The organism is Streptomyces venezuelae (assembly GCF_008642295.1).
In the GTDB taxonomy this organism is placed as follows: domain Bacteria; phylum Actinomycetota; class Actinomycetes; order Streptomycetales; family Streptomycetaceae; genus Streptomyces; species Streptomyces venezuelae_C.
The window spans coordinates 2,868,836-2,889,042 of the sequence record NZ_CP029190.1; the positions used below are offsets into that span (position 1 = coordinate 2,868,836).

General features: G+C 70.8%; 17 protein-coding genes. 9 read left to right on the top strand and 8 right to left on the bottom strand.

Features of this window, described 5'->3' with window-relative positions; genetic code table 11:
* The first annotated feature begins 18 nt into the window (after positions 1–18).
* Positions 19–411 carry a cupin domain-containing protein gene (locus DEJ50_RS12475; protein WP_150207906.1) on the top strand — a complete coding sequence of 131 codons (393 nt, stop codon included), beginning with the start codon at positions 19–21 and terminating at the stop codon, positions 409–411.
* 43 nt (positions 412–454) lie between these two features.
* Here DEJ50_RS12475 and DEJ50_RS12480 read toward each other — a convergent pair whose 3' ends face one another.
* The gene (locus tag DEJ50_RS12480; protein ID WP_150207908.1) at positions 455–1,096 is read right to left on the bottom strand and encodes a TetR/AcrR family transcriptional regulator; all 642 of its coding nucleotides are present in this window, start codon (positions 1,094–1,096) and stop codon (positions 455–457) included.
* A 147-nt stretch (positions 1,097–1,243) separates the two neighbouring features.
* Between DEJ50_RS12480 and DEJ50_RS12485 the strand changes: the two genes are divergently transcribed.
* The 5 genes from DEJ50_RS12485 to DEJ50_RS12505 are packed head-to-tail and all read left to right on the top strand — an operon-like array spanning position 1,244 to position 4,530.
* The gene (locus DEJ50_RS12485) at positions 1,244–2,146 is read left to right on the top strand and encodes an ABC transporter permease (RefSeq protein WP_150207910.1); all 903 of its coding nucleotides are present in this window, start codon (positions 1,244–1,246) and stop codon (positions 2,144–2,146) included.
* The gene (locus tag DEJ50_RS12490; RefSeq protein ID WP_150207912.1) at positions 2,139–2,918 is read left to right on the top strand and encodes an ABC transporter ATP-binding protein; all 780 of its coding nucleotides are present in this window, start codon (positions 2,139–2,141) and stop codon (positions 2,916–2,918) included. The genes DEJ50_RS12485 and DEJ50_RS12490 overlap by 8 nt, the downstream gene beginning before the upstream one ends.
* 19 nt (positions 2,919–2,937) lie before the next feature.
* Positions 2,938–3,456: a hypothetical protein gene (locus DEJ50_RS12495; protein WP_150207914.1), complete on the top strand. Its 519-nt coding sequence runs from the start codon at positions 2,938–2,940 to the stop codon at positions 3,454–3,456.
* A gap of 10 nt (positions 3,457–3,466) precedes the next feature.
* A complete protein-coding gene (locus DEJ50_RS12500) occupies positions 3,467–4,291 on the top strand; it encodes a helix-turn-helix transcriptional regulator (RefSeq protein WP_150207916.1) in 825 nt (274 codons plus the stop codon).
* Positions 4,288–4,530 carry a DUF397 domain-containing protein gene (locus DEJ50_RS12505; RefSeq protein WP_150207918.1) on the top strand — a complete coding sequence of 81 codons (243 nt, stop codon included), beginning with the start codon at positions 4,288–4,290 and terminating at the stop codon, positions 4,528–4,530. The genes DEJ50_RS12500 and DEJ50_RS12505 overlap by 4 nt, the downstream gene beginning before the upstream one ends.
* Before the next feature lie 62 nt (positions 4,531–4,592).
* Here DEJ50_RS12505 and DEJ50_RS12510 read toward each other — a convergent pair whose 3' ends face one another.
* The 3 genes from DEJ50_RS12510 to DEJ50_RS12520 all read right to left on the bottom strand — a co-directional run bounded on the left by DEJ50_RS12510 (position 4,593) and on the right by DEJ50_RS12520 (position 11,197).
* Complete coding sequence (locus DEJ50_RS12510) at positions 4,593–9,569, bottom strand: NAD-glutamate dehydrogenase (protein ID WP_150207920.1); 4,977 nt, start codon at positions 9,567–9,569, stop codon at positions 4,593–4,595.
* Between the two features lie 405 nt (positions 9,570–9,974).
* Complete coding sequence (locus DEJ50_RS12515) at positions 9,975–10,700, bottom strand: HAD family hydrolase (protein ID WP_150207922.1); 726 nt, start codon at positions 10,698–10,700, stop codon at positions 9,975–9,977.
* Positions 10,697–11,197 (bottom strand): DUF6912 family protein, encoded by a 501-nt coding sequence (locus DEJ50_RS12520; RefSeq protein WP_150207924.1) that lies wholly within the window; start codon positions 11,195–11,197, stop codon positions 10,697–10,699. Before DEJ50_RS12520 ends, DEJ50_RS12515 begins: the two co-directional genes overlap by 4 nt.
* A gap of 558 nt (positions 11,198–11,755) precedes the next feature.
* Between DEJ50_RS12520 and DEJ50_RS12525 the strand changes: the two genes are divergently transcribed.
* Positions 11,756–12,259: an Rv3235 family protein gene (locus DEJ50_RS12525; protein WP_223837725.1), complete on the top strand. Its 504-nt coding sequence runs from the start codon at positions 11,756–11,758 to the stop codon at positions 12,257–12,259.
* Between the two features lie 303 nt (positions 12,260–12,562).
* On the opposite strand, the gene secA is transcribed toward DEJ50_RS12525, so the two are convergent.
* The gene (gene secA / locus DEJ50_RS12530) at positions 12,563–15,361 is read right to left on the bottom strand and encodes a preprotein translocase subunit SecA (protein WP_150207925.1); all 2,799 of its coding nucleotides are present in this window, start codon (positions 15,359–15,361) and stop codon (positions 12,563–12,565) included.
* A 227-nt stretch (positions 15,362–15,588) separates the two neighbouring features.
* Here secA and DEJ50_RS12535 point away from each other — a divergent pair, with 227 nt between their 5' ends.
* A complete protein-coding gene (locus DEJ50_RS12535; protein WP_150207927.1) occupies positions 15,589–16,233 on the top strand; it encodes a GNAT family N-acetyltransferase in 645 nt (214 codons plus the stop codon).
* A 9-nt stretch (positions 16,234–16,242) separates the two neighbouring features.
* Complete coding sequence (locus tag DEJ50_RS12540; protein WP_150207929.1) at positions 16,243–17,415, top strand: winged helix-turn-helix domain-containing protein; 1,173 nt, start codon at positions 16,243–16,245, stop codon at positions 17,413–17,415.
* A 40-nt stretch (positions 17,416–17,455) separates the two neighbouring features.
* On the opposite strand, the gene DEJ50_RS12545 is transcribed toward DEJ50_RS12540, so the two are convergent.
* The 3 genes from DEJ50_RS12545 to DEJ50_RS12555 form a co-directional block, all read right to left on the bottom strand.
* Positions 17,456–18,166: a response regulator gene (locus DEJ50_RS12545; protein ID WP_150207931.1), complete on the bottom strand. Its 711-nt coding sequence runs from the start codon at positions 18,164–18,166 to the stop codon at positions 17,456–17,458.
* A gap of 191 nt (positions 18,167–18,357) precedes the next feature.
* Positions 18,358–19,053, bottom strand: coding sequence for a ribosome hibernation-promoting factor, HPF/YfiA family (gene hpf / locus DEJ50_RS12550; protein WP_411757597.1), 696 nt, complete (start codon positions 19,051–19,053; stop codon positions 18,358–18,360).
* 346 nt (positions 19,054–19,399) lie between these two features.
* Complete coding sequence (locus DEJ50_RS12555) at positions 19,400–20,164, bottom strand: ComF family protein (RefSeq protein ID WP_150207933.1); 765 nt, start codon at positions 20,162–20,164, stop codon at positions 19,400–19,402.
* Positions 20,165–20,207: the final 43 nt, after the last annotated feature.

Genomic DNA, 20,207 nt, shown 5'->3' on the forward strand with positions numbered 1-20,207 from the left:
CGAAGGGAAGCAATCACCATGCCCACGACCACCCCGATCGACCTGTTCGCCTCCTTCCTCCACCTCCAGCAGGACGGCGGGGCACACGCCGTGCCGCCCGTCTTCGACGTCGAGCGGGACGGCTGGCAGGTGATGGCCTTCCATGTGGAGACCGACGCCGACGTCCACGGCGACCACTGGGAGGTCCACCCGCACGCGGAGGAGGTCGTCTCCTGTCTGAGCGGCGGCATACGCCTCTACTTCCGCCCGGAGCACCCCGGAGACCCGGAAGAGCAGCTCACCCTCCCGCCCGGCACCGCGGTCATCGTCCCGCGGGGCCGCTGGCACCGCCTCGCGCTGGACGCCCCCAGCGACATCATGTCGATCACCCTCCCCCGCGGCAGCCGCCTTGAAAAGCGCACGGAGCCGTAACCCGCAGGCCCGCGCCGGGCCCCCCACGGGGGTGGGGGCCCGGCTAGGCCTCGCTGCTGCGCAGCGCCGCCACCGCCGAGCGGGCCAAGGAGTCCAGGTAGCCCGCGGTCACCGCCTCGCCGACGACCACCACCCGCCAGTACAGGGGCCCGACCGCCAGGTCCAGCGCATGGTCCGGGTCCACCCCCGCCCCCAGCTCCCCGCGGGCGACCGCCTCCGCGACGATCCCCTCCGCCAGCCGCCGCTGCCCGTCGAGCACCGCCCCCCGCACCGCCTCCGCGATCTCCGGGTTGCGGGCCGCCTCCACCAGCAGGTCCGGGATCACCGCCGAAGCCACCGGGTGCCGCAGGACGTGCGACATGACCTCCAGCAGCGCCCGCAGGTCCCCGTACAGCGACCCCGTCGCCGGCACCGGCAGCCCTTCCGCCGCGAACGCCCCGATCAGGTCCAGCACCAGGTGCAGCTTGGACTTCCACCGCCGGTACACCGCGGTCTTCCCCACGCCCGCGCGCCTCGCGATCCCCTCGATGGACATCCGGGAGAACCCGACCGCCGCCAGCTCCGCCAGCACGGCCGCCCTGATCGCTTCGGTCACGTCCTCGCGCAGGACGGCGGCACCCGCCGGAGCCCGCCTGGGCGCAGCGGCAGCAGCAGGGTCATCGGCGGCAGCAGCGTGGTTGGTCATGCACAGAGCATAGCCGCGCACGCCGCCACTCCCCCGTGACGACGATACGGTTGCGTCCCGACGCAATCCGCCCTACTCTCGCCGTAGCGACGATACGGACCCGTTCCATCGACCAACCGGCCGGCGACGAAAGCGAAGCGACCCCGCGTGACCACCACGACCACCGCGACCGCCCTGGACAAACCCACGCCCGCAGCCCTCGCCGCCACCCACGGCCTCACCGTCAGCGGCGCCCGCCCCACCCTCCCCCGCTACCTCCGCGAGCTCTGGGGCCGCCGCCACTTCGTGACGGCCTTCGCGACCGCCAAAATGGCGGCGCAGTACAGCACGGCGAAGCTCGGCCAGGTGTGGCACCTGGTCACCCCGCTCCTCAACGCCCTCGTCTACTACTTCGTCTTCGGCATCGTCATGAAGGCCAGCCACGGAGTCCCCGACTACATCCCCTTCCTCATCACCGGCGTCTTCGTCTGGGACTTCATCGGCAGCTCCGTCAACGCCGGCACCCGCGCCATCCACGGCAACCTCGGCCTGGTCCGCGCCCTGCACTTCCCCCGCGCCAGCCTGCCCATCGCCACCGTCGTACAGCTCTTCCAGCAGCTCCTGGTGACCATGCTCGCCCTGGTCGTCCTGCTGCTCGGCTTCGGCCAGACCCCGAACCCGGCCTGGCTGCTGGCCCTCCCCACCCTCCTCCTGATGGCCGTGTTCTGCGCCGGCTGCGCCCTCGCCATGGCCCGGATCGGCAGCAGGACCCCCGACATCAGCCAGCTGATGCCCTTCGTCCTGCGCACCTGGATGTACTCCTCCGGCGTCATGTGGTCCATCGACCAGATGCTGAAGGGCGACCACCTCCCCGGCTGGGTCAGCCTGGTCCTCAAGACCAACCCGGCAGCGGTCTACATCGACCTGATGCGCTTCTCCCTCATCGACTCCTTCACCGCCCACAACCTCCCGCCGCACGCCTGGCTGATCGCGGCCGGCTGGGCCCTGCTCGCCGGCATCGGCGGATTCGTCTACTTCTGGAAGGCAGAGGAGGAGTACGGCCGTGGCTGATACGGAACCCCGCACCCCCACCGTGATCGCCGACGACGTGCACGTCGTCTACAAGGTCCACGGCAGCGGCGCCGCCCGCGGCAGCGCCACCGCCGCCCTCAGCCGCATCGCCCGCCGCAAGAGCACCGCCCGCCCCACCGCCACCGAGGTGCACGCCGTCCGCGGGGTCAGCTTCATCGCGTACAAGGGCGAAGCCATCGGCCTGATCGGCTCCAACGGCTCCGGCAAATCCACCCTCCTCAAGGCCATCGCCGGCCTCCAGCCGGTCACCGAGGGCAAGATCTACTCGCACGGCCAGCCCTCCCTCCTCGGGGTCAACGCGGCCCTGATGAACGACCTGACCGGCGAGCGCAACGTCATCCTCGGCGGCCTGGCCATGGGCATGACCCGTCGCCAGATCCGCGACCGCTACGACGAGATCGTCGACTTCTCCGGCATCAACGAGAAGGGCGACTTCATCGGTCTCCCCATGCGCACCTACTCCTCCGGGATGGGCGCCCGCCTCCGCTTCGCCATCGCCGCAGCCAAGAACCACGACGTGCTGATGATCGACGAGGCCCTGGCCACCGGAGACGCCCGCTTCCAGCGCCGCAGCCAGGCGCGGATCGAGGAACTCCGCAAGGAGGCCGGCACGGTCTTCCTGGTCAGCCACGGCATCGGCACCATCCGCGAGACCTGCGACCGGGCGATCTGGCTGGAACACGGCGTGCTCCGCATGGACGGCCCGACGGAAGAGGTCTGCGACGCGTATGAGGCGTTCACCAAAGGCTGAGCTGAGCGATCATGACCCCATGTCGGAACAGTGGGAGGACCTGCCCGCCGAAGTGCGGGAACAGGTGGACGCGGCCCTGACCCAAGGCCGGATCATGCAGGCGGTCAAGGCCGCCTGGGACGAACTGCGGGAGTGGGGGCTGGGGCTGCGCGAGGCGCAGGAGTTCGTCTACGCCCGGCACCAAGCCCTGGCCATCCGGCCGGAAGACTCCGACGACCCGCTCGACCTCGCCTCGCTGGCCGACCGCGCGGCCGGCCTCCCCGGCCGGATCGTGGCCATCGAGGCCGTCTGGGACGGGGACACCGTCCACGACTGGTTCGTCCTGCTCATGGCGGTCCTGGACGAGCCCGCCGGGGAGCAGTGCCTGGCGACCGTCTACAACCGGCCCGGCCCGCACACCGAGGCCTCCCGCGCGAGGGAGGCGGGCCGTGCGCTGGCCGCGCACCTCGGCGTGCCGTTCCGCTTCGCCGACCCGGAGAACTCGTACAAGGGATCTGTACGAGCTCACCGTCTGGACAGGAGGAGTCACCGTACGTGACGCTGGCTGCATGGCGAGTGACGACCCCGAAGTCGAACCCGATGCCCATCTCCGCGCCTTCGGTGACACGGTCAAGGCCTTCCGGAAACGCGCCGGTCTGACACAGGAACAACTGGCCGAGCGGATCAGGTACTCGATCCAGTACGTCGGCTCGGTCGAGCAGGGCCGCCGTCACCCGTCCGACAAGTACGTGACCCAGCTGGAGGAGGCACTGGACTCCTTCGGCGTGATCCGGATCGCGGCGAAACAGCTCAACCGGCAGCGGGGGCTGGCGTCCTGGTTCCATCGCTGGGCCGATCTGGAGGAGACGGCCTTGGCCCTCAGCACGTACGAGTGCCGAGTGGTGCCGGGCCTGTTGCAGACCGAGTCCTACGCGCGGGCGCTCATCGAAAACACGCCGCCACCGAGGACGCCCAAGAGGGCGGAGGCCCTGGTCGCAGCTCGCCTGGAGCGGCAGCGATTGCTCGACCGGGTGCCGTTGACGGCCTTCAGCTTCATCATCGAACAGGTCGTACTCGAACGGCAGATCGGCGGGCCCGAGATGACCCGCGAGGTGATCGACCACCTGCTGGACTGCGCCCGGAAGTCCAACGTCGACATCCAGATCATGCCGACCGTCCAGCCGCATCACGCGGGTACAGATGGCCCGTTCCAACTCCTCGAAACCGAGGAACACGAGTGGCTGGGGTACACCGAGGGACCCAAGATGGGCCTGGTCATCACGGCCCCAGCGGCCCTCAGCGTCCTCCATCAGCAGTATGCAAAACTTCGCTTCCAGGCCCTCAACCCGGTGGATTCCGTGGGCTTGTTGGAGCGAATGCGAGGAACCTTATGAGCAGCACCTCCGCGTTGCGGTGGTTCAAGAGCAGCTACAGCAGCAGCCAGGGCGACAGCTGCGTCGAAGTGGCCCTCTCCTGGCACAAGTCGAGCTACAGCAGCAGCCAGGGGGACGACTGCGTCGAGGTCGCCACCTGCGCCGACACCGTCCACGTCCGGGACTCCAAGGTCACCGCCGGCCCCGAGCTGGCGCTGAGCCCCGCCGCCTGGACCCGTTTCCTCAGCCACACCGCGTAGGCGGAAAGCCGAAGGCCCCGGCCCCCGGAAACTCCGGGAGCCGGGGCCTTCGTACGGGCCGGCTACGCGTGCGAGCGCAGCAGGCTCCGCATCGTACGCATCGCGACCGACAGGTTCGCCAGGTCGAAGTCGTCCGAGCCCTGGATCTCGTCCAGGGTCGTCCGCGCCCGGCTGATGATCGCCGCGTTCTTCTCCTCCCACGCCTTGAAGCGCTGCTCGGGAGTCGAGTCGCCGTTGCCCACCGCCAGGACGTCGGCCGTCAGGGCCGCATGCGCCGCGAACAGGTCCTCGCGGATGGAGGCGCGGGCCATGGACTGCCAGCGGTCGGCCCGCGGCAGCTCGATGATCCGGTCCATCAGCTTGGTGATCTCCAGGCGGTCGGCGAGGTCGTAGTAGACCTCGGCGACGTCCAGCGGGGCGATGCCGGTGCGGTCCGCGATGGCGACGATGTCCAGGGTCGGGAAGGCGGAGGAGAACCCGGCGACCTTCGCGCCCAGCTCGTCCGGCACCCCGGCCGCGGTCAGCTCGTCCAGGACCAGCTGGTACCAGTCCAGGTCCGCGCCGCGCAGCAGCTTCGGCATGTCCGCCCAGACCGCCGAGACCCGCTCGCCGAAGAAAGCGATGGTCTCGGTGATCTCCAGCGGCTGCGGCCGGTTGTTGAGCAGCCAGCGGGTGCCGCGCTCGACCAGGCGCCGCGAGTGCAGCCGGATGCGGGTCTGGACGTCGGCCGGGACCGTGTTGTCCAGGGACTCGACCCCGTCCCAGACCTCAGCCAGGCCGAAGATCTCGCGGGCCGAGAGCTGCGCCCGGACGATCTCCTCCAGGGAGGCTCCGGTCTCCTCGCGGAGGCGGTGCAGGAAGGTGGAGCCGCCGGTGTTGACGGTGTCGTTGACCAGCAGGGTGGTGATGATCTCGCGGCGCAGCGCGTGCGCGTCGATCTGCTCGGGGAACTTCTCGCGGAGCGCGGTCGGGAAGTACGCGTGGAGCAGGCGGCGCAGGTACGGGTCGTCCGGCAGCGAGGTGTGGATGAGCTCGTCCGCCGTGGTGATCTTGGTGTAGGCGAACAGGACGGCCAGCTCGGGCTGGGTGAGGCCCTTGCCCTGGTTGAGCAGCTCGCGGATCTGCCGGTCGGTGGGCAGGAACTCCAGCTCGCGGTTGAGCAGTCCGGCGCGCTCCAGGCGGCGCATGAAGCGCTGCTGGGCGTGGAGCAGGCTGGGGGCCTGGGCGATGCCGTTGGCGAGCGCGGTGTTCTGCGCGTAGTTGTTGCGCAGCACCAGCCGGCCGACCTCGTCGGTCATCTCGGCGAGCAGCTTGTTGCGCTGCTTGACGGTCATGTCCCCGTCGGCGACGACCGCGTTGAGCAGGATCTTGATGTTCACCTCGTGGTCGGAGGTGTCCACGCCGGCGCTGTTGTCGATGGCGTCGGTGTTGGTCTTGCCGCCTTCGCCGCCGGCGCCGAGCCGGGCGTACTCGATCCGGCCGAGCTGGGTCAGGCCCAGGTTGCCGCCCTCGCCGACGACCTTGACCCGCAGGTCCTGGCCGTTGACGCGGATGGCGTCGTTCGCCTTGTCGCCGACGTCGGCGTGGGTCTCGGCCGAGGCCTTGACGTAGGTACCGATGCCGCCGTTCCACAGCAGGTCGACCGGGGCCTTCAGGACGGCCTGCATCAGCTCGGCGGGGGTCACCTTCGCGATGCCCTCCTGGATGCCGAGGGCCTCGCGCATCTGCGGGGTGACCGGGATGGCCTTCGCGGAGCGCGGGTGGATGCCGCCGCCCGCGGACATCAGCTCGGTGTTGTAGTCGGCCCAGGAAGAGCGCGGCAGGTCGAACAGGCGGCGGCGCTCGGCGTAGGAGACGGCCGCGTCCGGGTTCGGGTCGATGAAGATGTGCCGGTGGTCGAAGGCGGCGACCAGGCGGATGTGCTCGGAGAGCAGCATGCCGTTGCCGAAGACGTCGCCGGACATGTCGCCCACGCCGACCACGGTGAAGTCCTGGGTCTGGGTGTCGTGGCCCAGCTCGCGGAAGTGCCGCTTGACGGACTCCCAGGCGCCGCGGGCGGTGATGCCCATGCCCTTGTGGTCGTAGCCGGCCGAGCCGCCGGAGGCGAAGGCGTCGCCGAGCCAGAAGCCGTACTCCTCGGCGACCCCGTTGGCGATGTCGGAGAAGGTGGCGGTGCCCTTGTCGGCGGCGACGACCAGGTAGGTGTCGTCCTCGTCGTGGCGGACCACGTCACGCGGGGGCACGACCTCGCCGGCGACCATGTTGTCGGTGATGTCGAGCAGCGCCGAGATGAAGATCTTGTACGAGGCGATGCCCTCGGCCAGCCAGGCGTCGCGGTCCACCGACGGGTCGGGGAGGTTCTTGGCGACGAAGCCGCCCTTGGCGCCGACCGGGACGATGACGGTGTTCTTCACCATCTGCGCCTTGACCAGACCGAGGATCTCGGTGCGGAAGTCCTCACGGCGGTCGGACCAGCGCAGGCCGCCTCGGGCGACCTTGCCGAAGCGCAGGTGGACGCCCTCGACGCGCGGGGAGTACACCCAGATCTCGAAGGCGGGGCGCGGGGCCGGGAGGTCCGGGATGGCCTGCGGGTCGAACTTCATCGACACGTAGGCGTGCGGCTCGGCGCTGCCGTTGTGCTGGAAGAAGTTGGTGCGCAGGGTGGCCTTGATGAGGGTGAGGAAGGAGCGCAGGATGCGGTCCTCGTCCAGCGAGGCGACCTGGTCCAGGGCGCCTTCCAGCTCCTCCAGCATGGCGTCGACGAGCTCGCTGCCGGCGGCCTGGCGGCCGGGCGACATCCGGGCCTCGAAGAGGGAGACCAGCAGCCGGGTGGTGTGGACGTTGTTGCGGAGGGTGTCCTCCATGTAGTCCTGGCTGAAGGTGGAGCCGGCCTGGCGCATGTACTTGGCGTACGCGCGCAGGACGACGGCCTGCCGCCAGGTCAGCCCGGCGCCCAGCACCAGGGTGTTGAAGTTGTCGTTCTCGGCCGCGCCGGTCCAGACGGCGGCGAAGGCCTCCTGGAAGCGCTCGCGGGCGTCGTCGCCGAGGTAGGCGGCGTCGCCGTTGCCGGCGGGCGCGGGCAGGCGCAGACCGAAGTCGTAGATCCAGGCGTTGGTGCGGTCCGAGCGGCGCAGCTCGTAGGGGCGCTCGTCGGTGACCTCGACGCCCAGGCGCTGGAGCACCGGCAGCACGGCGGACAGGGAGACCTGCTCGCCGGCCCGGTAGATCTTGAAGCGGCGCTCGCCGGCGCCGGCGCCGACCGGCTCGTACAGGGAGAGCGCGAAGTCGCGGTCGCCGGCGGTGGCGGCCAGCTTCTCCAGGTGGATCAGGTCGGCCACGGCCGCGCGCGCAGAGTGGTCTGCCTTGTATCCCTCGGGGAAGGAGGTGCCGTAGCGGCGCAGCAGCTCGGCGGCGCGCTCCTCGCCGCATTCGGCGATCAGCGCTTCCTGGAAGCCGTCGGCCCAGGAACGGGCCGCCTCGACCAGGCGGCCCTCCAGGTGCTCGACATCGGCATCGGTGAGGACCGGCAGCTCGGTGCCCTGCGGGACGCGGATGACGAAGTGGATGCGGGAGAGGATCGACTCGGTGTTCCAGGCGGTGAAGTCGACGCTGGTGCCGCCGAGCTCCTCCTTCAGGATGTCCATCAGGCGCAGCCGGACGCCGGTGGTGAACCGGTCGCGCGGCAGGTAGACGAGGGCCGAGTAGTAGCGGCCGTACTCGTCCTGGCGCAGGTAGAGCCGCAGCCGGCGGCGTTCCTGGAGGTAGAGGACCGAGGTGACGATGGCCTGGAGCTGGTCGACGGGGGTCTGGAACAGCTCGTCGCGCGGGTAGGTCTCCAGGATCTGGAGGAGGTCGCGGCCGTCGTGGCTGGCCGGGGAGAAGCCGGCGACGTCGAGGACCTCGGCGACCTTGCGGCGGATGACCGGGACCCGGCGGACCGACTCGGTGTAGGCGGCGGAGGAGAACAGGCCGAGGAAGCGGCGCTCACCGATGACGTTGCCCTCGGCGTCGAACTTCTTGACGCCGACGTAGTCGAGGTAGGAGGGGCGGTGCACGGTGGAGCGGCTGTTGGCCTTGGTCAGGACCAGCAGGCGGTGCTCGCGGGCCTTGGCGCGGGCGTCGGCGGGCAGCCGGTTGAAGGACGGGGAGACCGGGTGGCCGTCGTCCTTGCCGCTGTGGTGCGGGTCGGAGCGCAGGATGCCGAGGCCGGTGCCGGGGACGGCGGCGAGGGAGTCGCCGTCGACCAGGTTGTACTCGCGGTAGCCGAGGAAGGTGAAGTGGTCGTCGGCGAGCCAGCGCAGCAGCTCGCGGGCCTCTTCGAGCTCGTACTCGCGCAGGTCCTGGGCGGTCGGCTCGGCGCTGAGGCCGTCGGCGAGGCGGAGCGCGGCGTCGCGCATCTTCTCCCAGTCCTCGACGGACTCGCGCACGTCGGACAGGACGCGGAGGAGGTCGGCGGTGATCTGCTTGAGGTCGCCGCGGTCGGTCTCGCGGTCGATCTCGACGTGGATCCAGGACTCGACGAGGGAGTCGTGCGGGCGCGCGGTCTGCGGGCCGTGGACGTCGCAGTCGGGGCCGAGGATCTCGATGAGCCGGCCGGTGACGTCGCGGCGGACGACGACCTGCGGGTGGATCACGACGTGGATGCCGCGGCCCTGCCGGGACAGCTCGTTGGTGACGCTGTCGACCAGGAACGGCATGTCGTCGGTGACGACCTCGACGACCGAGTGGCTGGAGGTCCAGCCGTTCTCCTCGACGGTGGGGGTGTGGACGCGCACGTTCGCGGTGCCCTGCGGCCGGTTCTCGGCGAGCCGGTAGTGCGAAAGGGCCGCGCCGAAGACGTCGACCGGGTCCCGGTCGGTGAGGTCCTCGGGTGCGGTGTGCAGGTAGTAGCGCTGGAGGTAGGAGAGCACGGTGTCCCGGTCGGGGCGCTCTCCCTGCTCGGACCCAGTCGGAAGTAGCCCCCCGGCCGGGCTGTTCTCAGCTACCCGGGCCGCCCGTGCGAGCAGCTCGGCCTTGGCTTCGTCCAGCTTGGTCTGCATGTCCTCATGGCTCCTGTCGCGCGCCGTTGCGTGACGTAGGTGAAGGAAGGAATCGCGATAGTCGCGGAATGTGCTGCTGCTGCGGCACTCGCCGCCGCCGGCTCGGAATCGGCCATGATCGCCGCGATCGGAATGATCGAAATGGTGTGCGGCGAGGTGATCGGCAGAGGATTCCGGGTCTCCCGGGAGCGCGAATCAGCGAAGGCCCGGGCACGGACGTGCGCCGGGCGCAGGCCGGGGGCCGCAGTGCCCCCGATGACTATCGCGCTGATCACGGGTACAAGGCTATCTCGCTCCACCCCCGGCGCGTCATGAGCTGTATGTGTACAAAACCGGGGGTGGAACTTTGACACTCTGGACAGCGACGCGACCCGTAGTCGGTGTGTACCGCTCCGGTACCAGTGGCTATTCGGCCAAATCCCGGGCTGCACGTACGGCGTCTTCCAGCGTGTCCACGACCGGGACACCGGCCGATTCCAGACTGCTGCGGCTGTGCGATCCGCCGGTGTAGAGGACGGCCCGGGCGCCCACATGAGCGGCGGCGGCGGCATCGTCCAGGGCGTCTCCGATGAGAACCGTACGTTCGGCGGTCACTCCGGCCGGGGCCATGGCCGCCAAATGGCGTACGAGATGCCCTGCCTTGGTGGTGTGGGAGGGGCCGGTGCGGCCGTCGACGCGGACGAAATGGGACTCGATGCCGTGCGTGCGGACCAGCGGCACGAGGCGGTCGTGGGGCGCGAGGGAGAGCAGCGACTGGCTGAGGCCGGCGCGCTGCCAGTCACCGAGGAGGGTCTTGGCACCCTCGGCGAGTCCGGCTTCGGCGGCGGCGGCCCAGTAGTGGCGGTGGAAGGTCTCGTCCATGACGAGCCATTCCTCTTCGGTGGGCAGCCGGCCCATGATCCGCTCGTAGAACCTGGGGACGGGGACGACGTACAGATCGCGGTAGCGCTCCAGGGTGATCGGCTCGAAGCCGAACTCGGCGAAGGAGGCGTTGGTCGCGGCGATGACGGCGTCGATGTCGTGGAGCAGGGTCCCGTTCCAGTCCCACACGATGTGCAGGGAGGGCCCGGACTGCCCGGACGGCCCGGACGGCCCGGAAGATATGGACGCCACGGAGGTCAAGTCGTTCATCCCACCAACCCCGGAATCTCCTGCACCCCGAACCAGAGCAGCTCGTGGTCCTCGGCTCCGTCCACGGTGAACAGGGCGTCGTCGTCCCCGGCTTCGGCGGCCGGCAGCGCGTCGGCGGCGGCGGTCACGTCCGGGACGGCATCGTCGGCGTCGACGTGCACGGCGGCGGCGACGGTGAGCCGCACGGGGCCGTCGAGGGTGACCTGGCCGAGCGTGTCCTCGTCGAGCCCGGGGGCGGCGGTGGCGGCCTTGTCGGCGACGTCCACGGCGACGACCACCCGCTTGCGGGGCGCGTCGGCATCCCCGGCGACCAGGCGCAGCGAGGCGGCGGCGGCCCGGCCGAGGGCGGCGTACTCCAGCTCCTCGATGTCGTCCGAGGTGTACCACTCCCGCAGCGCGGGCGTAACGGCATACGCCCGCAACGGCGCAGGCCCCAACTCGCCCGCCTTGTGCGCCTCGGCGAGCCCGGGAAGGGTCAGGGGGACGTACACGCGCATGGCCGGCTGCTTTCCGTAGTCGAGAACGCCCTCAGGATACGGCGACGACGCCAACTGTCCACGAGCCCCGGACCAGCGCGGGGGCGGCCCGCGGCTGCGCGGTGGCCCGGGCGGGCTGCTGCCCGGGTCACCGGAGCCGGGGGCCGGGGCGGCGGGGGTCGGCCGGTTGCCCGGCCGAGGCGCGGGACGCTCGGGCGTGCGACCGACCGGCCGCCCGGGCGGGCTGCCGGCCGGGCCACCGGAGCCCGGGTCGACCGGGCGCGCTGCCGGGACGGCTTGGCGTCCACTTCGGGGTGGGGCGCAACCCGTTCGGGGTCCCCTTTCGAGTGTCCGCAGCAAGGCGGCGCCGGCGTCCACCCAGCGCGGTCTGTGGGGCCGCTGAACGGCCCGTGGCGGCGGGCCGGCAACCCGGATAGGTGAATCCCCGCCGGACGGCCGCTCGGCGGCCGGTGGCGTTGCGGCGTCCAAGCCGCCCGGCCTAGACATCCCCCACCACGCCAAGTTACCGGCTGGTATGTGCAGCGCACCGGCCGGACTCACATCTCGGGGGCTACAGCCATGGACAGCAACACCGGCACCACCACCCACGGCAACGGCGGCGGGACCCCGCCCGAGCGGACACCCGCCGTACAGGGCGGCGGCGGGGCCGCCCGACGGCGGCCGGCCGCCCGGACCCGGCCCGCCGGACGGCGCGACCAGCGCCGCCCGCCCAGCCGGCTCGACCCGCGCGACCCGCGCCGGATGGCCGCGGCCCCACACGCCTGGTTCGCCGAGGCGCTGCTGGCCGTACTGAGCGGACGCCGCCCGGTCCACTACCTGCTCGGCCACACCGTAGGCCCGGCGTACGAGCAGCTGATCACCCTCACCCGCTCCGGCCCGCCCCGGGACGGCCTCCGGCCGATCCTGCGGCACTGCGGGCGGTTCCGGCCGTGCCCGGGGGTGATCGAGGCGTTCGCCCGCATCGCGGTCGGCGACCGCGTCACGGCCATGGCGTTCCGCCTGGAACAGGGCACGGACCTCCGCTGGCGCTGCGCGGCGGTGGAGGTGGGGCCCCTGTCATAGCCGCCCACGGGCCGGAGGGCCCGGAAACGGGGCGCGGAGGGCGCCCGTACGCAGCCGGCGAGGCCGCGGGGCGCATCCCCGGTACCCACGGGGTCCGGGGCCGTGAGCGTCGGCGTAGGAAGCGCCCCGAGCGAGGCAGGGGCGGGCGCGCCGGCAGCGACGGCACGAGGTCGGGGGGCCGTTGCACCCGCGGCCTCGTGCGGCCACGCCTCGTCCCCCGCCCCCGCCCCGCGGCGTACGCAAAACGGCCGGGGCCGGACCCCGAAAGAGTCCGGCCCCGGCCGTTTGCACGTGCCCGACGGGCTACTTCTTGCGGCGCCGGCCGCCCGCCGCCTTCTGCGCCTTGCGGCGCTCCGCCCGCGTCATGCCGTCGCCCGTGGCCGGCTGGCCGTCCGCGTCGAAGTCGCCCTCGACCACACCGCCCTCTCCGTCCACCGTCGGCGCGGAGAAGTGCAGCCGGTCCGGCCGCTGCGGCGCGTCCAGGCCCTTGGCCCGGATCTCCGGCCGCGGCACGGACGGCGCGGCCTGCGCCGACGGTGCCGCCGCCTCGACCGGGACCTCCTCGACCTGCTGCTCGACCTGGACCTCCAGGTTGAACAGGTAGCCGACGGACTCCTCCTTGATGCCGTCCATCATGGCGTTGAACATGTCGAAGCCCTCCCGCTGGTACTCGACCAGCGGGTCCTTCTGGGCCATCGCCCGCAGGCCGATGCCTTCCTGCAGGTAGTCCATCTCGTACAGGTGCTCACGCCACTTGCGGTCCAGCACCGACAGCACGACCCGCCGCTCCAGCTCCCGCATGATGTCGGAGCCGAGCTGCTTCTCGCGCGCCTCGTACTGCTCGTGGATGTCGTCCTTCACGGACTCCGCGATGAACTCCGCCGTGATGCCGGCGCGGTCGCCCGCCGCGTCCTCCAGCTCCTCCACCGTCACCTTGACCGGGTAGAGCTGCTTGAACGCGCCCCACAGGCGCTCCAGGTCCCACTCCTCCGCGAAACCCTCGACCGTCTCGGCCTGGATGTACGCGTCGATCGTGTCGTCCATGAAGTGGCGCACCTGGTCGTGGAGGTCCTCGCCCTCCAGCACCCGCCGCCGCTCGCCGTAGATGACCTCGCGCTGCTTGTTGAGGACCTCGTCGTACTTCAGGACGTTCTTGCGGGTCTCGAAGTTCTGGGTCTCGACCTGCGACTGTGCCGAGGCGATGGCCCGGGTCACCATCTTGTTCTCGATCGGGACGTCGTCCGGCACGTTCGCCATGGCCATGACCCGCTCGACCATCTGCGCCTTGAACAGGCGCATCAGGTCGTCGCCCAGCGACAGGTAGAAGCGGGACTCGCCCGGGTCGCCCTGACGGCCGGAACGACCGCGCAGCTGGTTGTCGATACGGCGCGACTCGTGCCGCTCGGTGCCCAGCACATACAGCCCGCCGAGCTCCTTGACCTCCTCGAACTCGGCCTTCACGGCCAGCTCGGCCTTGTGCAGCGCCTCGGGGAGGGCGTGCGCCCATTCCTCGATGTGCTCCTCCGGGTCGAGGCCGCGCTGCCGCAGCTCCGCCTCGGCGAGGTCGTCCGGGTTGCCGCCGAGCTTGATGTCCGTACCGCGGCCGGCCATGTTCGTGGCGACGGTGACCGCGCCGCGGCGGCCGGCCTGGGCCACGATCTGGGCCTCGCGGTCGTGCTGCTTGGCGTTCAGCACCTCGTGCGGTACGCCGCGCTTGCTGAGCTGCTGCGAGAGGTACTCGGACTTCTCGACCGAGGTGGTGCCGACCAGGATCGGCTGGCCCTTCTCGTGCTTCTCCGCGATGTCGTCGACGACGGCGGCGAACTTGGCGACCTCGGTCCGGTAGATGAGGTCGGCCTGGTCCTTGCGCTGCATCGGCCGGTTCGTCGGGATCGGCACGACGCCCAGCTTGTAGATCTGGTGGAACTCGGCGGCCTCGGTCATGGCCGTACCGGTCATGCCCGACAGCTTCGAGTACAGGCGGAAGAAGTTCTGGAGGGTGATCGTGGCGAGGGTCTGGTTCTCGTCCTTGATGTCCACCCCTTCCTTCGCCTCGATCGCCTGGTGCATGCCCTCGTTGTAGCGGCGGCCGGCCAGGATACGGCCGGTGTGCTCGTCGACGATCATGACTTCGCCGTCCATGACGACGTAGTCCTTGTCCTTCTTGAACAGCTCCTTGGCCTTGATGGCGTTGTTGAGGTAGCCGACCAGCGGGGTGTTCACGGACTCGTAGAGGTTGTCGATGCCGAGCCAGTCCTCGACCTTGGCGACACCGGCCTCATGAATGCCGACGGTCCGCTTCTTCTCGTCGACCTCGTAGTCGCCGGTCTCCTCGATGCCCTTGAGCGGCTGCCCGGGCTCGCCCTTGGTGAGGCGGGTGACCAGCTTGGCGAAGTCGCCGTACCACTTGGTGGCCTGGTCGGCCGGGCCGGAGATGATCAGCGGGGTGCGGGCCTCGTCGACCAGGATCGAGTCGACCTCGTCGACCACGGCGAAGTTGTGGCCGCGCTGCACCAGCTCGTCCTTCGACCACGCCATGTTGTCGCGCAGGTAGTCGAAGCCGAACTCGTTGTTCGTGCCGTACGTGATGTCGCAGTTGTACTGCTCGCGGCGCTGCGCCGGCGTCATGTTCGCCAGGATGCAGCCGACGGACAGGCCCAGGAACTTGTGGACCCGGCCCATCATCTCGGAGTCGCGCTCGGCCAGGTAGTCGTTCACCGTGATCAGGTGGACGCCCTTGCCGGACAGCGCGTTCAGGTACGCGGGCAGGGTGCCGACGAGGGTCTTGCCCTCACCGGTCTTCATCTCGGCCACATACCCGAGGTGCAGGGCCGCACCGCCCATCAGCTGGACGTCGTAGTGGCGCTGGCCGAGCACGCGCTTGGCGGCCTCGCGGACCGTCGCGAACGCCTCCGGAAGCAGGTCGTCCAGGCTCTCGCCGTCCTGAAAGCGCTGCTTGTACTCGTCCGTGAGCGCCCGCAACTCGGCGTCGGAGAGGTTGACGAAGTCCTCTTCGATGGAGTTGACCTGGTCCGCAATGCGGTGCAGTTTGCGCAGGATCTTGCCTTCGCCTGCACGCATGAGCTTGTTGAAGACGGACACCGAGGTTTGTCTCCTTGCCGGTCGGGCCTGGCACTGGTTCGTGACGGGCACGGCAGGTGGACCCCACCGCAACGGCCATCGTAAGCGAGGACGCCGTCACGTCGGGAGGTCCGCCGTATCCGCAGGGCGGCACGCGCCCGGAATGAGAACGTACGGGGGACACGGAAGGTGCCGCCGTCACCGAAAAGTGTTCGCCCCGGCCGGGGTGCGGGCCGGAGAATCCGTTCATGGAACCGACCGCCCTGACCACCGAACGGCTGCTGGTGCGCCCGTACGTCCCCGCCGATGTGCCCGAGGTGCACGCGGCCTGCCAGGACCCCGGCATTCAGCGGTGGATCCCGGTGCCGGTGCCGTACCGGCGCGATGACGCGGAGATCTTCGTGACGGAGAAGACCCCGGCCGGCTGGCAGGACGACAGCGAGTACAACTTCGCGGTGCGGCTCAAGGCCGACGGGCTCGGCGGGGAGGGGCCGCTCGGCGGGGAGGGACTCGGCGGGGAGGGGCCGCTGGTCGCCGCCGTCGGCCTGGTCCCGCGCGGCACCGACGCGCACGAGATCGGCTACTGGGCCGTCGCCGCCCACCGCGGCCGGGGCTACACGGCCGAGGCGGTGCTCGCCGTGGCCCGCTGGGCCTTCACCGAAGCCGGCTGCGTACGCCTGGTCTGGCGCGCCGGAACCGGGAACACCGCCTCCCGTGCCGTCGCCGAGAAGGCCGGGTTCCGGATCGAGGGCGTGGCCCGCGCGGGCATGGAGCACCGCGGCACCCTGCGCGACTGCCGGGTGGGTGCGCTGCTCCCCTCCGACCTCGGCCTGCCCTCCCGGCTGCCGTACCTGCCGACGCCCGAGCCCGCCGCTGTCAGTGCCGGGTCCTAGGGTTCGCCCATGACGACGGTGAACACGGTCTCCCTTTCGGCGGACGAGGCACGGCGGATCGCACTGCGCGCGCAGGGGTTCCTGGGGGCGCCGGACCGGCGCGGGGGCGTCCGCGGTGTGCTCCGGCACCTCGGCGCGGTGCAGCTGGACACGATCTCGGTGCTGGCCCGGTCGCACGAGCTCATCCCGTACGCCCGGCTCGGCGCGGTGGGCCGTTCCACCGTCGAGCGGGCGTACTGGACCGAGAACCATGCCTTCGAGTACTGGTCGCACGCGGCCTGCATCCTGCCCATCGAGGAATGGCCCCATTTCGCGTTCCGACGCCGGGCCCGGCGGGAGCACGGCTACCGCTGGCACCGGATGAAGGACCGGGAGGCCTCCTGCGCGCTGGTCCTGGACCGGCTGAAGGCCGAGGGCCCGCTCACCTCCACCGAGCTGGGCGGCGCGAAGAACGGCGGGCCCTGGTGGGACTGGTCCGAGACCAAGATCGCGGTGGAGTGGCTGCTGGACGCCGGCGACGTGGTCTGCACCCAGCGGCGCAGCTGGAAGCGGGTCTACGACCTGGCCGAGCGGGCCGTCCCGGACGCCCTGCTGCACGACGATCTGGACGACACCGAATGCCTGCGCCGGCTGGTGGCGCTGTCCGGCCGGTCGCTCGGGGTGGGCACCCGGGCCGATCTCGCCGACTACCACCGGATCAAGGGGGAGCAGTTCGACGCGGTGGTCGCGGACTCCGGGCTGGTGCCGGTCGAGGTCGAGGGGTGGAACAAGCCCGCCTGGGCCGACCCCGAGGCGCTGGCGACCGTACCGCGCGGGCGGCACCGCACCACGCTGCTCTCCCCGTTCGACTCGCTGGTGTGGGACCGGCCCCGGACCGAGCGGATCTTCGGCTTCAGCCACAAGCTGGAGGCGTACGTCCCCAAGCCGCAGCGGATCCACGGCTACTTCGCGATGCCGCTGCTGGCCGGCGGCCGGCTCCAGGGCCGGGTGGACCCGGCCCGCGAGGGCAGCACGCTGGTGGCCCGGCAGCTCTCCCTGACCTCTCCGAAGGCCGCGCCGGCCATGGCGGCGGCGCTGCGGGAGGCGGCGGAGTGGGTCGGCTGCGATGCCGTCCGCATCGACCGCGCCCAGAGCCCGGCGGAAGCCGCGGCGGTCACGGCCGAGCTGGCCGCCCTGGGCTAGCCGGGTCGAACCCGGACTCGGGCCCGGACTCGGGCCCGGGTCAGCGGATCTCCAGGATCTTCTCCCGCATCGCGTAGACCACGGCCTCCATCCTGGAGTGCAGCTGGAGCTTCTCCAGGATGTTGCGGACGTGGTTCTTCACCGTGTTCTCGGAGATGAACAACTCCTTGGCGATGTCCCGGTTGTTCATCCCGGTGGCCACCAGCTTGAGGACCTCCAGCTCCCGGTCCGTCAGCCGCGGCGCCGGTACCAGCCGGCGCTCGTCGGTCCGCTGGATCATCGACTTGAACTCGGTCAGCAGTTTCGACGCCATCGACGGGCTGATCTGCGACTGCCCGTCCGCAACGGCGCGGATGGCGGTCGAGACCTCGTCCGTGGAGATCTCCTTCAGCAGGTACCCGGTCGCCCCCGCCTTGATCGCGTCGTAGAGGTCGGCCTCCTCGTCGCTGATCGTCAGCATGATGATCTTCGCGGAGGGCGCCACCTCCTTGATCGAGGTACAGGCCTCGATCCCGCCCCGCCGTGGCATCCGGACATCCATCAGCACGATGTCCGGCAGCAGGTCTGCCGCCTTGTCCACCGCTTCCGCGCCGTCCCCCGCCTCGCCGACGACCTGGATGTCCTCCTCCTGCGCGAGGACGATCTCCAGCCCGCGCCGGAACAGTGCGTGGTCGTCCACCACGAGCACCCGGATCGGCTCGCGGCAGCCGGCACCGTCCTCGTCGTGCACCGGTCCGAAGCTGTCCGCCATCGTTCCTCCCCCTGCAGGCCCATGGACCGTGGCCCGAGGTCCAGTTGACTGACCGCCATGATTCCATGCCGCGATGTCCGACATCCGGTCACTTTTCGGCCGGTTGGCTCATACGGGTGCCCCCGCAGGTCGCCAGAGCGATCCGCGGGGGCACCGATGGGACGTAACCGTCGGTCTTCCGCGCCGGGCCGTCAGCCGCCGAGCGCGCCGCCCGCGCCGCCGGCCTCCACGTCGCCGGAGGTGGCGGCGTCGGGGCTGAGGTGGATGACGCCGTAGTCATAGGCATGGCGCCGGTACACGACGCTGGGCTGCTTGGTCTCGGAATCAACGAACAGGTAGAAGTCGTGGCCGACCAGTTCCATCTCGTACAGAGCCTGGTCCAGCGACATGGGTGCCGCTGCATGCGTCTTCTCGCGGACGATCAGGGGGCCTTCGCCCTGCACTTCGATCGATCCGATCCGGGTCGTCGGGATCGCGTCCGCCTGCTGCTCGGAGACAATTTCTCCGTTTCCGTTCAGGTGTGCCGCGTCCGGCACGGCGTCGGCAACCTCGGCCGCCGAGAGCCGCCCGTTTCCACGGCGGGTGTGGCGCTTGTCGTGCTGCTTGCGCAGCCGGGCTTCGAGCTTGTCCTGGGCCAGGTCCAGCGCCGCATACGCATCGGCGGCTGCCGCCTCGGCACGGATCACCGGGCCTCGCGAACGAAGGGTGATCTCCACGCGGTCGGAACGGTCGGCCTGGCGCGGGTTGTGCTCCTTGGACACCTCGACGTCCAGGCTGATCACCTTGGCGTCGAGCTTCTGGATCCGCTCCGGATTCAGCTTCTCGGCCACGTGCTTGCGGAACCGCTCGGGCACTTCGGTCTTGCGGCCCTTGACGACGATGTCCACGCAGAACTCCGTTCCCGGATTGCCCCGCCCCTCGTCGGGCGAGACGTCTCCCTCTTGCACCAGACTCCGGTGAGCACCGGAGTCTCGGACTTGGCGACTTTCACCTCCTCCTCCCCCATCGGCAAGATCACCACCCCACCGACTTCGGGAGTCGAGAGACCACCTGCACATGACCTGCACACGTGTCCCGACTGCGTCGGCGCCCAAGGATCGCCAGTTCCTTACAACCGAACATAGCTCTGATGGACGGTTGTCGGCACCCGCTACCGGGATGAACCTCCGTTCAAGTGGTCATTCCCTCTTACTACCTGCAACGATGGGCGTTCCCCGGCAGTTCCAAATCTATTCACAAGATTTTTGGCGCCGCACGATTTCCGAGCATTCTCCGACCGGATTCCGAGCCCCTCCCGAAGCCTTGGAAGGACTCCGCCGGCGCCGCGACCACCGCGGCGGCAGCCACCGGCAGCCCGGCCTCCCGAACCGCCCGCGCCGCCTCCGCGAGCGTCGCTCCGGTGGTGATCAGGTCGTCCACCAGGACCAGCGCCCCGCTGGCCGCCGCCCGCGCCCCGCCACGGCATATCTCCAGCGCCCTCGCCAGGTTCTCCCGCCGTTGGCGCGAACCCAGCCCCGACTGGTCCGCCACCGCCCGCCGCTGCCGCAGTACGGGCGCCACCCGCGCGGCAGTCCCGCCCCGGCGCAGCTCCGCGGAGGCCGCCAGCGCGATCCTGCGGGCCGGATCGTGCCCCCGGGCCCGCACCTGCCGCCGCGCCGAGGGCACCGGCACCAGCACCACCCCCGGCCCGCTCGGAGCCCCCTCCCGCACCACGGCCTCCCGCACCGCCGCGGCCAACGCCCGCCCCAACGGTCGGGCCAGCGGGAGCTCCCCGCGCTCCTTGTGGGCCAGCAGAACGGCGCGTACGGCCCCCTGGTAGCCGACCGCTGCATACACCTCCGGCAGCCCGGGCGGGCGCGCCCCCGGCCGCACAGGCCCCGCCTCCGCCCCGCCCAGCGCCTTCCTGCACTCCTCGCACACCAGCATCCGACCCTCCCCGCATCCGGCGCAGCCCACCGGCAGGACCAGCCCGACGAGCTCCTGCCACCACCCGCGCATGACTCCACGGTGCCGGACCCGCCCCACCCCCCGCGACCCCTGT

Bases quoted from the DNA above. Each gene is read 5' to 3' on its own strand.
- DEJ50_RS12475 (WP_150207906.1), top strand. From the start codon at position 19: ATGCCCACGACCACCCCGATCGACCTGTTCGCCTCCTTCCTCCACCTC.
- DEJ50_RS12520 (WP_150207924.1), bottom strand. From the start codon at position 11,197: ATGCGCGTGTACGTCCCCCTGACCCTTCCCGGGCTCGCCGAGGCGCAC.
- DEJ50_RS12525 (WP_223837725.1), top strand. From the start codon at position 11,756: ATGGACAGCAACACCGGCACCACCACCCACGGCAACGGCGGCGGGACC.
- DEJ50_RS12515 (WP_150207922.1), bottom strand. From the start codon at position 10,700: ATGAACGACTTGACCTCCGTGGCGTCCATATCTTCCGGGCCGTCCGGG.
- DEJ50_RS12535 (WP_150207927.1), top strand. From the start codon at position 15,589: ATGGAACCGACCGCCCTGACCACCGAACGGCTGCTGGTGCGCCCGTAC.
- DEJ50_RS12480 (WP_150207908.1), bottom strand. From the start codon at position 1,096: ATGACCAACCACGCTGCTGCCGCCGATGACCCTGCTGCTGCCGCTGCG.
- DEJ50_RS12500 (WP_150207916.1), top strand. From the start codon at position 3,467: ATGGCGAGTGACGACCCCGAAGTCGAACCCGATGCCCATCTCCGCGCC.
- DEJ50_RS12510 (WP_150207920.1), bottom strand. From the start codon at position 9,569: ATGCAGACCAAGCTGGACGAAGCCAAGGCCGAGCTGCTCGCACGGGCG.
- DEJ50_RS12555 (WP_150207933.1), bottom strand. From the start codon at position 20,164: ATGCGCGGGTGGTGGCAGGAGCTCGTCGGGCTGGTCCTGCCGGTGGGC.
- DEJ50_RS12545 (WP_150207931.1), bottom strand. From the start codon at position 18,166: ATGGCGGACAGCTTCGGACCGGTGCACGACGAGGACGGTGCCGGCTGC.
- DEJ50_RS12505 (WP_150207918.1), top strand. From the start codon at position 4,288: ATGAGCAGCACCTCCGCGTTGCGGTGGTTCAAGAGCAGCTACAGCAGC.
- DEJ50_RS12540 (WP_150207929.1), top strand. From the start codon at position 16,243: ATGACGACGGTGAACACGGTCTCCCTTTCGGCGGACGAGGCACGGCGG.
- DEJ50_RS12495 (WP_150207914.1), top strand. From the start codon at position 2,938: ATGTCGGAACAGTGGGAGGACCTGCCCGCCGAAGTGCGGGAACAGGTG.